This window comes from Clostridium sp. UBA7503 (assembly GCF_002477055.1).
Lineage (GTDB): Bacteria > Bacillota > Clostridia > Clostridiales > Clostridiaceae > Clostridium_J > Clostridium_J sulfidigenes.
This window is the reverse complement of record NZ_DLNT01000028.1, coordinates 45,385-57,328: the sequence shown is the minus strand read 5'-3', so window position 1 is coordinate 57,328 and position 11,944 is coordinate 45,385. Positions and strand designations below refer to the sequence as shown.

Below are 11,944 nucleotides of genomic sequence, written 5' to 3'. Positions count from 1 at the left end.
GGCCACTCGGGAACTCCTCCACTTATGGAGCTGGCAATAGGAATCGAACCTACAACCTGCTGATTACAAATCAGCTGCTCTACCGTTGAGCCATGCCAGCATATTATATAGTTTGTGCAGTTTAATGAATTTAAATTGACTATGGTGGTCGCAACAGGGATCGAACCTGTGACCCCCTGCTTGTAAGGCAGGTGCTCTCCCAGCTGAGCTATGCGACCTTATATGGTGGAGGAGGACGGATTCGAACCATCGAAACGAAACGTAACAGATTTACAGTCTGCCCCCTTTGGCCACTCGGGAACTCCTCCATAATTTTAATATAACTAGATTTTCACAGTAGCTTGACCTGAACTAATTTCCAATCTTTTACATAAATAAAAATGTCACTAAACTGACAAGACTTAGTATACAATTATATTGATTTTTTTTCAACCCCTTTTTTCAATATTTTTATAAAAATTTTATTGTTTTTTTCAATTAATCATATTTTTTTCATTTTAGGTATTTCGTCACTTAAATTTAAAGCATTATACTAATTAAAATCATTAATATTAAACTATCATTTCAATATATTTAATTTAGTTCTTACATAATAATACCTGAAACTCGCATGAATACAACAACTATTTTTATAGTTCTCTATTTTCCTAGAGAACTATAAGCATAAGTTTATATTTAAATAGTTATTTATATAATTAATTTCCTTCTACTTTGTTCATATCTATATATTTAGAAAATATCTTCTTTAATTCTTCTATTTGCTCTTCATCTACCTTACTCTCTATGACATTGAGAGTTCTTAATACAGCTAATCGTTCATTATTATAAGTAAGGAATTTGTTTATCTCTGAATAATCTTCTTCATCCAATTCTTTACATATTCCTATTATCTTTGCCTTCTCCGAAATTGTTAACTCATCTATTAATTCTTCTGGTGGTACCTTCATTACTTTGTTTTTTTCCTTAACCTGCTTATTATATTTATCAAACTCTATTTCATCAATTTTAACTATTTCATAATCACTCTTATACATTTCACTTAGTTGATTTTGCTTTTCTCTATTTGCTTGAATTTTTCTTTTTTCTAATTCTTCATCTAATACAATAGCCTCATTAATCTCATTATCTTTAATTAAATCCTGTGAAGTATTTGCATTCATATTCTCCTTTTCTATACCAGTAGTAATTTCTTTATTATAAATTTCACCTTTCTCACCGGTTTTGGCTATAACCTTATTTTCCTCTTTGTAATCTAAGTTTTCATTACTTATATTAAAGCTCACTAACGCTATTATATTTATTATTGTATACAAAATTATTATCACAGAATATCCCTTTCTATTCATAACATATCCTCCTTAAATAAAACTATCTAAATTATTCCATATTTTTTAGAATTTATACCTAAGTTACTTCATATAAATTCATATGGAGGTGTTTCTGTGAGCAAAGTTAAGATTCATTACAAAGATTCATTAGGTTATTATACCTTATCCAACTTTTTAAAAGATGAATTAAATGCAAACACAATTATTGTTTGTATAGGAACTGATAGATGCATTGGAGACTGCTTAGGTCCTCTTATTGGTAGCATGTTAGAAGAAAAATTTTTTCCATTGCCCGTCTATGGAACTATAGCTAATCCTATACACGCATTGAATTTAGATAGTAAACTATCGGATATAAAATTAAAACATCCAGATTCTAAAATTATTGGTATCGATGCTTGTCTTGGTCCTCCTAATAAAATTGGCCAGATACAAGTTCGAGATTACCCCATTAATCCCGGAAAAGGTGTTGGTAAATCTCTTTCCCCTGTAGGCGATATATCAATAATAGGTATTGTCGATTCTAGCGATATTGACGAACCCTTTACAAGTAGAAATATACGATTAAACCTAATTTGGGAAATATCCAAAGTAATAACTCAAGGACTTGTTCATGGGTATTATCTCAACTCATTATGTGATTAATAATGAATAATTATCACCTAGATATTATATACGTTATGTGGACTTATTTAACTATTTATACTATTAAAATCTTTTTATCAACCCTTAATTTCGAAGATAGAATTATAATTTTTATTAACTCTCCCTTTCATAGAAAATGAGTTCCTTACAACAACTAGAAATGATACAAAATAAAATATACCTACTATACAAATATTTTTTTGCATAGTAGGTATATTAAATCACATTTTTATATTTATATAACCTTTATTTTTAACTTCTATTGTTGGACATCATATAAACTTATTTACATAATTTAAAATATAGGTTTTATATTCTAACTTGTACATCTTAACTATTTATTGAAACATTATATCCTGTAAACGAATCGTCTAACTTATCTACATAGTCAAGCATTTTTCCTGTTCCAACAGCTACACAAGATACTGAATCTTCTGCTACATACACTGGTACATTAGTAACTTTTTCAATGAGTTTGTCTAGTCCATCTAATAAAGCGCCTCCACCAGTCATTATTATACCTTTATCAGCTATATCTGCAGCCAGTTCAGGTGGTGTTTTTTCTAGTACAGAATGTGCACATTCAGCTATGGAAGTAACAGCTTCTTTTAATGCCTCTTCCATCTCACTAGAACAAACTGTGATATTTTTAGGTAGTCCAGTTATAAGATCTCTTCCTCTTATCTCTGCCTTCATATCCTCATTTTTAGGATATGCGCATCCAATGTTTATTTTAAGTTCTTCTGCTGTTCTTTCTCCAATCATTAATTTATGCTTTTTCCTTATGTAACGAATTATAGCATCATCAAAATCGTCTCCAGCAACTTTAATAGACTCTCTTACAACCATTCCTCCTAAAGAAATTACTGCTATATCCGTAGTACCTCCACCTATGTCAATAACCATATTACCACTAGCTTTAGTTATGTCTAACCCTGCTCCTATAGCTGCTGCCAAAGGTTCCTCAATTAATAAAACCTTTTTAGCTCCTGCATTTCTTGCCGCGTCCTCAACAGCTCTTCTTTCCACTTCAGTAGCCTCACATGGTACACACATTACAACTCTTGGCGTTGACATCTTTCTCTTACCGCAAGCTTTTTTTATAAAGTGCTCTAACATTTTTTCTGTAACATCATAATCTGATATTACCCCATCTCTAAGTGGACGAATTGCAACAATATTTCCTGGCGTCCTACCTATCATTTTTCTAGCTTCTTCACCTACTGCTAAGACCTTATTGGCACTTTTATCTATTGCTACAACTGAAGGTTCCTTTAGTATTATACCCTTACCCTTTGTGTAAACTAGTACTGTAGCCGTACCTAGGTCTATTCCCATATCTGTTCCTACACCGAAAAAAAACATCTTAAAATTCACTCCTGCTCTCTAGTATTTTCTTCTTATTGAAATACTATACAATATTTACTAAAACAATATACACCTATTATATTACTATTCTACCTAACCTTCAATTGTTTTATATTTCATTTTAGTAGCTTTTCCACCTCTAATGTGTCTTTCAGCTTTATTTAAATCTAAGATGTTTTTTGCTTCCTCTGCTATTTGAGCATTTATTTTAGGTAATCTCTCAGTCATATCCTTGTGAATTGTACTTTTACTTACACCAAATACCGACGCTGTTTTTCTTATTGTAGCCTCGGATTCTATTATATATTTTGCTACTTCTAATACTCTATCTTCAATATAGTCTTTCAAAGCGTTACCTCCTTAACCCTTCTATAATTATAAATATGCTAACTTCCTTATTTAAATTACATTCTTGCTAGCCTTTTACTTTAAAGTTTAAAAACTAGCAAGAATATTAATTTTATTTTAGTTATTTCTTATAACTAACATATTTAGCTGGGTCTACTTCTTTTCCACCTTGTAATACTTGGAAGTGAAGATAATCTCCATATTCCTCATATGCAAGGTTTGTAGTTTTACCTACAGCTCCTATTTCTTGACCAGCTGTAACTTTATCTCCTGCTTTAACTAGAACCTGTTCTTTAAGATTTCCACATATTGTAGTTAGTCCATTTTGATGGTCTATTTCTACATAGGTACCTTCTGTATTTGCATCTACCTTTTTAACCACTCCAGCACTTACTGCTACAACTGCTGAACCTTCTGCGGCTTTAACATCCATAGCTAAGTGATTTTTATAACTCTTAGTTGTTGCCCAATATACTGGATCTTCAGAATATGCTCTACCTAAAGTACCCTCTACTGGATTTTTAAAACTAACTTTAGTTTGAGATGAAACTGCTGCAGTATCATTATTCTTAACTGTTGGTACTGGCTCAAGCTCCTCTTTAACTTGTAGTGCATTCTCAGGTTTTTCTGGTTGAGTTACAACTTCTTTTTCTGTTTGTTCTAATGCTACTTTATCTTCTTCAGAATTCTTATTGTTATTTCTTCCAGCTGTTACAGCTGCAACTGTAGCAACAGCACATAGACAAACAAATAAAATTACATAGAAGCCTTCTTTTTTGAAAAATTGCTTCACTTTGTTAAGTTTATTGTTCATAAAAACACCTCCATCAGTATTGTGGACGTTTATTGGGAAATTAATACACTATAAGAAAAATTTTTTCTTATTTACCTCATCTTTTTCATATTTTTTTGCTAAAAACTAAAAAATAGGGCAAAAGCCCTATTTCTTTCTAATCTTTATTGATATTTTTTATGTTAATACCTGTATAATAATGTTTTAAAATTTCTTCGCAACTCTTGCCTTGGCTAGCCATTACATTAGCTCCCCATTGACTCATACCTACTCCGTGACCAAAGCCATTACAATTTATAACAACTTGATTATTTAAAAACTCTAAAGAGAAGTTAGCGGAATTCAATCCAAACAACTGTCTAAATTTAACCCCTGTTATAGTAACATTGCCAAGGGTTATTTCTTTCACTGACCCACCATCTGTATAATTATTTATTTTAATATGATCTTCTAGATTAGCAGGTGATAAATTTGCATTACTATAACTACTATTAACCACTTGTGCAAATCTGTTTATGTCTATAGTTTCTGTACTTTTATATCTTGGTGCAATATCTTCACCTAAACTTTCAACACTTCTAAGATAAGGTAGTGCTGTAGAAAATACATCTTCAACATTTTCAGTTTTTCCACTACTTGTAGAGAAATAATAAGCCCCCAATACTAATTCATTATTATATGTTAATACCTGTCCTCTAGTCTCATTCACCACATCTTCAACTAGTTTCCATTTATTTTCTCCACCTATACCTAATTGAGCTATTTTTACTTCTTTGGGTGTATATACCTGACAATGAACAGTATCACACAAATCTGCTCCTCTTCCATTGGCACATCCACTTGATACAGCTTTTGTATGAGCTAAGGTATATGTCCTTGCTGCTATAGCTTGTGCCTTTAAAGCCTCTTTATTAAAGTTTAATGGCATCTCACTACATACTACTCCCTTAATATATTCTTCTAAAGGCACCTCTATAATTCTATTTTCCTTTGTCAAATAGACTTTTATTGTATCTACATCTATCTTAAATGAAATGCCCTTATTTAATTTTTCACCTTTATTTTTAGATTGTATCACCTCTATAGCCTGTGATGAGTCATTTCCTTTTTTACCTATATTGCCTCCTTCACCTAATATCAATTTATAGGATAATATTAGAAATCCTAGTAATACTGCTGAATAAATAGCCACCATCAATATTGGTTTAATAATAACTATAGCTTTATCATAATTAAAATTTATTTTAATCTTCCCATAGTACTTCACTTTTCTTCCTCCTAATAAATAAACTTGTCTTCTATACTAGATAGACTTAATTATATTTATTATTATATTTATGTTAATATGCTTATAATTTTGCAAATATAAAAATGCCCAGCCTTAAATTAAAAGCTGAGCTATATAAAATATAATTATATTCTAGTTATTTCTGCGCCTAGGTCATTGAGTTTATCCTCTATTGTTACATATCCTCTATCTACATGGTATATGTGATCTATTATAGTCTCACCCTTAGCACATAAACCTGCCAAAACCAGTCCTGCTCCTGCTCTAAGATCTGGTGCTACTACTTCAGCTCCTGTAAGCTCTTTAACACCTTCTATTGTCGCAATTCTTCCGTTAACATTAATATTAGCTCCCATCCTTCTTAACTCTGCCACCTGCATAAACCTATTTTCAAATATAGTTTCTGTCACACTGCTTCTTCCAGGGGTAATACTTAATAATGTCATCATTTGTGATTGCATGTCTGTTGGAAATCCCGGATGAGGCATAGTCATAATATCTGATGGTTTTAACTCTACATCTCCATCTACAACAATTTTATTTCCGAATACATCAATCTTAACACCCATTTCACGTAATTTAACTATCACTGACTTGAGATGTTCTTCATCTACCCCTTCTATTGTAATTTTACTCTTTGTAATGGGTGCTGCTATTATAAATGTTCCTGCTTCAATCCTATCAAATATAGGTGTATACGAAACTCCTTCTAATCTTTTTACTCCTGTTATGCATATCTTACCACTTCCTGCACCTTGAATCTTAGCTCCCATTTTATTTAAAAAATTAGCTAAATCTACTATCTCAGGTTCCTTAGCTGCATTCTCTATAAAAGTATCTCCTTTAGCAAGAGTTGCAGCCATCATTAAGTTCTCTGTGGCTCCCACAGATGGGAAGTCTAAATAAACTGTATTACCCTCTAATTGTTCTGCAACTACTTCAACATATCCGTGTTCCTCTTTAATTGTTGCTCCTAAAGCTTTTAGTCCCTTCAAATGCAAATCTATAGGTCTAGATCCTATTTTACATCCTCCAGGCAGAGAAATTTTTGCCCTTCCAAATCTAGCTACCATAGCACCTATAACTAGGAAAGATGCTCTCATTTTTCTTACTAAGTCATTATCTATACCTTCATATTTCAAGTTTCTTGTATTAATATCAATTTTGTTATCATCTCTATCTATATTAACCTCTGCTGAAAGAGATCTTAATACCTCACATAGTACAAATACATCTTCTAGCATAGGTGATCCATTGATGGTTGATACACTATCTGTTAGTATAGTGGACACTAGTATTGGTAATACAGCATTCTTGGCTGAACTTATGTTTACACTCCCTTTTAATCTACAGTTTCCATTTATATAAAATTTACTCATGTTAATCCTCCATTTAAAATGCTATTTCTTAGTATGTTATCCTGATTACAGGTGTCCCCATTATTAAATAGCATCCTGAGGAATATCTAACTATAGCACAGTTAAAATCTATCTCCTCACCTAGTATTATTTCTTTATCGTATAAATTTGTATTGCTTATAATACTATATCCATTACTTATTTCTACTTCATTAATATTTTGTGCTTTATTTAAATATAATTGCTTTAAAATCACATCTCTTGTTTCATCTATTGTGCCATTTAAGATTTTACTTTTTACATATAGTGAGTATTCCACCTTACTACTAATTGGGGATAAAATTTCTTTAATTTTCTTTTCTAGAGTTTTTTCTTCATCAATATCTAAATTAGGTTTACAAATAGAAATTCTTAGTACAACATCATATCCTTTACCGTAATCAGCTATTGAAATCCTTCCATCATATTCTTCATGGTTATAATCTATTTTAAAACTTAAGTCCTTATTAACTTCTTGGTAAACTTGTCCCATAGCCTTTTCTATATTAGTTGTTATAGTTTCATATATATTTTCTTTGCTTTCTTGACTATAAAGCCTGCCCTCCACTACATATTCCTCAGTAGAAGCATTTACATTATTTAATATTCCACTAAACATATCCTCTTCACTCTTCCCATAAAAGGTTTTATCCCTTATAATTAATATGCTTAATGTGAACATTACCATAATTAATAACTTACTATATAACTTCATACATATCCCACCTTAATATAAGAATAAATCCACCTATATTAAATCATTAACGTTTTTACTTTTTTTATTCATATTTACATATAATGTAATAAGTTATATTTTTATTTATACTAATAATATATAGCAACTTTTAAAATATGTTCATAAATAAATTACTTTTTAACATAATGTAGAAAATAAGAAGATAATTTATGAAATCACATAAATTATCTTCTTATTTCTATCTTTAAATTATAAATCAAAAGTTTTTTTACAGTCTCCTCTTTATCATTCTTTATCATCCAATCAAAAGAAATATTGAAACGTCTCATATCATCGGATTTTTCTTTTTCTTTTATATTCATATTTTCTACTTCTACAGTATATTTTTTAAGGTATGGTGGTCTTAATCTATATGAAAAAATTAAACTAACTTCGTAGTTATTATATCCTTATCCTCTTTTGCATTACATCCTATTAAAACTAATGTTGATATTACTAAAAATATGATAATTAAAATGTTTAGTAATTTAATTTTCATGATTTCCCTCTAAAATATATTTAATTTTAAATAAAATTTTTAATTATAACAAAGATATAAAATACTTTAATAAAAAAATTTCATATAATACAATATATTTTCAGTATACTAACCCATATTAAAGTTATCATATAATATTTCAAATCTATTATATTGATTTATAAGCCACTGTCCATTTTCTTTTGAAAGATACATATCTTTGCCTACCTTATGTTCCTCTACTATCTCCTCTTTATCATTTTTTATAATCCAGTTGAACTTAACATTAAACCGTCTCATGTCTTCTGACTTTTCTTTTTCCGTTATTTCTAAATCCTTTATTTCTGCCGTGCAATTTTTTTCATAGAGCAACTTAAATCTATTAAAAATATATCTATCCATTATATAATTGTTAAAAGCTTTTTCCGTCATATATTCTGCAAACTCTTTATCTTTCTTGTCTAAGTTATATCCTATTCCACTTCCATTCTTAACATACTCTTCAAATTCTTCTAAATCTATTTTATCTGCTACATAATGCTTATCAATAAATCCTCTTATTGTATCTTCTGCCTTATCCTCTTTTGAATTACATCCTGTTAAAGCTAATATAGATATGGCTATAAATACTACAATAAAAATGTTTAGTAATTTAATTTTCATAATACCCCCTATATTTACTTAAATTTAAATACTTTCTTTGAATATATAAAAAAATACAATATCATATCTAAAAATAATGCTATATAATAACTTTTTTCTACTCTAAAAACATTGACTATTCCTTTAGAAGCCATAATCCATAACATACTGATGAAGATATTTAAAATATTTATAACAATAGCTTGAATCTTAAACTTAATAGTACGACTTGTAAAAATAAAATTCATAAAGGTCCATATAAAAAATATTATAGTTCCTATTATAAATACTATAAAACTAAATTTAGATATCATTCTAATGTTATAATTTGATATATCTATAAGGCCTATAATTTTTAATCTCACAAGTAGTTGAATAATTATATATAAGCACACATACATAACTAGATTTAAGGATAAATAAGTATTTAGTATTATTAAATATACCTGATACTCCTTCCTCAAAGTCAGAATTATTCCCTATACTATTTTTAGCTATTTCAAAAGCCTCTTCCTCTGATTTGCCTGATTCCACTAAATCACTAACCTCAGTTATAATGTAACTTTTTAATTCTTCCTTTAATTCTTTAACTTCTAATGTATTTTCAAAAGCTGAACTAAAGAGCTTTCTTAAGTATCTATTTATTTTCCTCTTTAACTTAATACTTATATTATTCAACATTAACTGCCCCCTTTCTAAACTTTAAAATAAGCTCTGTTATCTTATTAAAATCTGCATTCAATTTATTAAGTTGAACTTCACCCTCTTTTGTAATTAAATAATGCCTTCTTTTGATTCCATTATCTCCTTCTATTACTTTAGATGTGATAAAATTTTGTTTTTCTAATCGTTTTAAAGCTATATATAAAGTTCCTGTTTGAAGCTCGAAATTATCCTTAGCAGCTATATTAACTAGTTTCATTATGTTATATCCATAAATATAATCATTACCTTTAATAATAGATAAAATTAAAATGTCTATAAACCCTTTTAATAACTCTTTATCTATTTCCAATTACATTCCTCCTTTTACTTAATATGTATAATATTATTATATATAGTATTACTATATATATCAATATTATTATTGTAATATTTTTACTATTTTAAATTATTGTAGAATTTTATTCCAAGGCAATTAAAAGGAGCACATTAAATGATATGAAAATCATTTTATGTGCTCCTTTTAGTTCATTCTACCCATTGTGCTATAGTACAGAGAATACTAACATTATTTTTTCTTACCTTTAGGACTCCGTCAGAAGTATTAACTTTGTACTTCTTTCCATCTACATCTTCAAAAGTTGTTATTGTTGGTACAAGTCCTGCAATTATAGCAGAATGGTCTGGAAGAATTCCTAGTCTGCCTTCTGTAGTTTCACAGTTTAAAGAGACTGCATCCCCCTTAAAAAACTCACTCTCTGGAGTAATTATTGTAAGCTTAAAGACCTTTTTCATATTTTATCACATCCAAAATAATATTAACCCAAAGTCTTAGCTTTCTCTATAACATCATCTATTGTTCCTGCAAATAAGAATGCTGACTCTGGTAAATGATCATGTTTACCTTCTAATATTTCCTTGAATCCTCTTATTGTTTCTTTTATAGGAACATATCTACCTTTTAAACCAGTGAATTGCTCTCCTACTGTAAAAGGTTGAGATAAAAATCTTTGAACTCTTCTTGCTCTATTAACAAGAACTTTATCTTCATCTGATAATTCATCTACACCTAATATAGCTATAATATCTTGAAGTTCTTTATACCTTTCAAGAATATACTTTACTTGAGTAGCTATTTCATAATGTTCCTCACCAACGATTCTAGGATCTAGTACTCTTGAGCTTGATTCTAAGGGATCAACCGCAGGATATATTCCAAGCTCTACTATAGCTCTAGATAAAACTGTAGTTGCATCAAGATGGCTAAATGTTGTTGCTGGTGCTGGGTCAGTAAGGTCATCAGCAGGAACATATACTGCTTGAACAGAAGTAATTGATCCACTGTTAGTAGATGTTATACGTTCCTGCAATGCCCCCATCTCTGTTGCTAGAGTTGGTTGGTATCCTACAGCACTTGGTATTCTACCTAATAATGCAGAAACCTCTGAACCCGCCTGAGTAAATCTAAATATATTATCTATAAATAATAATACATCTTGACCTTTATCTCTGAAGTATTCAGACATAGTAAGTCCTGTAAGTGCAACTCTCATTCTAGCTCCTGGTGATTCATTCATTTGTCCAAATACCAAAGCTGTCTTATTTATAACCCCTGAATCTAACATCTCATTGTATAAGTCATTTCCTTCTCTTGTACGCTCTCCTACACCAGTGAATACTGATAATCCACCATGTTCTCTAGCTATATTGTTGATTAATTCTTGTATAAGTACAGTTTTACCAACTCCTGCACCACCAAAAAGTCCTATCTTTCCACCCTTTTGATATGGTGCTATTAAATCTATAACCTTTATACCTGTTTCAAACATTTCTGGTTCCACTGATTGCTCAGCAAAGCTTGGAGCTGGTCTATGAATTGTATAATAATTATTAGTATCAAGAGGACCTTTTCCATCTTTAGTTTGACCTAATACATTGAACAATCTTCCAAGTACCTGTTCTCCTACAGGCACTTCAATAGGTCTTCCTGTATCTATAGCCTTAACTCCACGTTTAAGTCCTTCTGTTGATTCCATAGATATAGTTCTAACTATATCATCACCTATATGTTGTTCAACCTCAGCAACAATAACTCTACCATCCATCTTAATTTGGATTGCATTATAAATGTTAGGCAATGAGTCTGTATCAAATTTTATATCTATTACTGGTCCAATAATTTGAACTACTTTACCAATACGTTGTGCCATATTAATTCGCTACATCTAACTATATTAATATATAAGTTAAATATAACT

Annotated in this window: 14 protein-coding genes and 3 tRNA genes; 1 reads left to right on the top strand and 16 read right to left on the bottom strand. The window is 30.0% G+C overall.

What is annotated here, in order from left to right; genetic code table 11:
- Nucleotides 1–25: 25 nt before the first annotated feature.
- From B3630_RS08330 to B3630_RS08315, 4 genes are all read right to left on the bottom strand, one after another.
- A tRNA-Thr gene (locus B3630_RS08330) sits at nucleotides 26–100 on the bottom strand.
- 42 nt (nucleotides 101–142) lie between these two features.
- Nucleotides 143–218: transfer RNA gene (locus B3630_RS08325), tRNA-Val, on the bottom strand.
- Between the two features lie 5 nt (nucleotides 219–223).
- A tRNA-Tyr gene (locus tag B3630_RS08320) sits at nucleotides 224–308 on the bottom strand.
- Nucleotides 309–695: 387 nt separating this feature from the next.
- A complete protein-coding gene (locus B3630_RS08315) occupies nucleotides 696–1,346 on the bottom strand; it encodes a hypothetical protein (protein ID WP_346897163.1) in 651 nt (216 codons plus the stop codon).
- Nucleotides 1,347–1,442: 96 nt separating this feature from the next.
- Here B3630_RS08315 and yyaC point away from each other — a divergent pair, with 96 nt between their 5' ends.
- Nucleotides 1,443–1,973 carry a spore protease YyaC gene (yyaC, locus tag B3630_RS08310; RefSeq protein WP_346897161.1) on the top strand — a complete coding sequence of 177 codons (531 nt, stop codon included), beginning with the start codon at nucleotides 1,443–1,445 and terminating at the stop codon, nucleotides 1,971–1,973.
- Between the two features lie 330 nt (nucleotides 1,974–2,303).
- Here the strand turns inward: yyaC and B3630_RS08305 are convergent, their stop codons facing one another.
- From B3630_RS08305 to atpD, 12 genes are all read right to left on the bottom strand, one after another.
- Nucleotides 2,304–3,338 (bottom strand): rod shape-determining protein, encoded by a 1,035-nt coding sequence (locus B3630_RS08305; RefSeq protein ID WP_346869042.1) that lies wholly within the window; start codon nucleotides 3,336–3,338, stop codon nucleotides 2,304–2,306.
- A gap of 96 nt (nucleotides 3,339–3,434) precedes the next feature.
- Nucleotides 3,435–3,689 (bottom strand): sporulation transcriptional regulator SpoIIID, encoded by a 255-nt coding sequence (gene spoIIID / locus B3630_RS08300; protein WP_035135408.1) that lies wholly within the window; start codon nucleotides 3,687–3,689, stop codon nucleotides 3,435–3,437.
- Nucleotides 3,690–3,810: 121 nt separating this feature from the next.
- Nucleotides 3,811–4,503, bottom strand: a complete 693-nt coding sequence (locus B3630_RS08295; protein WP_346897159.1) for a M23 family metallopeptidase — start codon at nucleotides 4,501–4,503, stop codon at nucleotides 3,811–3,813.
- Between the two features lie 136 nt (nucleotides 4,504–4,639).
- Nucleotides 4,640–5,749: a stage II sporulation protein D gene (gene spoIID, locus B3630_RS08290; protein ID WP_346897157.1), complete on the bottom strand. Its 1,110-nt coding sequence runs from the start codon at nucleotides 5,747–5,749 to the stop codon at nucleotides 4,640–4,642.
- Nucleotides 5,750–5,895: 146 nt separating this feature from the next.
- Entirely contained in the window at nucleotides 5,896–7,149 is a 1,254-nt protein-coding gene (gene murA, locus B3630_RS08285; protein ID WP_346897155.1) for a UDP-N-acetylglucosamine 1-carboxyvinyltransferase, read from the bottom strand.
- Between the two features lie 28 nt (nucleotides 7,150–7,177).
- Nucleotides 7,178–7,882, bottom strand: a complete 705-nt coding sequence (locus B3630_RS08280) for a hypothetical protein (RefSeq protein ID WP_346897153.1) — start codon at nucleotides 7,880–7,882, stop codon at nucleotides 7,178–7,180.
- 206 nt (nucleotides 7,883–8,088) lie between these two features.
- Complete coding sequence (locus B3630_RS08275; protein WP_346897151.1) at nucleotides 8,089–8,226, bottom strand: hypothetical protein; 138 nt, start codon at nucleotides 8,224–8,226, stop codon at nucleotides 8,089–8,091.
- 284 nt (nucleotides 8,227–8,510) lie between these two features.
- Nucleotides 8,511–9,044, bottom strand: a complete 534-nt coding sequence (locus B3630_RS08270) for a hypothetical protein (protein WP_346897149.1) — start codon at nucleotides 9,042–9,044, stop codon at nucleotides 8,511–8,513.
- 300 nt (nucleotides 9,045–9,344) lie between these two features.
- Nucleotides 9,345–9,704 carry a permease prefix domain 1-containing protein gene (locus B3630_RS08265; RefSeq protein ID WP_346897147.1) on the bottom strand — a complete coding sequence of 120 codons (360 nt, stop codon included), beginning with the start codon at nucleotides 9,702–9,704 and terminating at the stop codon, nucleotides 9,345–9,347.
- Complete coding sequence (locus tag B3630_RS08260) at nucleotides 9,694–10,038, bottom strand: PadR family transcriptional regulator (RefSeq protein ID WP_346897145.1); 345 nt, start codon at nucleotides 10,036–10,038, stop codon at nucleotides 9,694–9,696. The genes B3630_RS08265 and B3630_RS08260 overlap by 11 nt, the downstream gene beginning before the upstream one ends.
- A gap of 176 nt (nucleotides 10,039–10,214) precedes the next feature.
- Nucleotides 10,215–10,481, bottom strand: a complete 267-nt coding sequence (locus B3630_RS08255) for an ATP synthase F0F1 subunit epsilon (RefSeq protein WP_035135416.1) — start codon at nucleotides 10,479–10,481, stop codon at nucleotides 10,215–10,217.
- Nucleotides 10,482–10,504: 23 nt separating this feature from the next.
- Nucleotides 10,505–11,896, bottom strand: a complete 1,392-nt coding sequence (atpD, locus tag B3630_RS08250; protein ID WP_150844164.1) for a F0F1 ATP synthase subunit beta — start codon at nucleotides 11,894–11,896, stop codon at nucleotides 10,505–10,507.
- Between the last annotated feature and the right edge of the window lie 48 nt (nucleotides 11,897–11,944).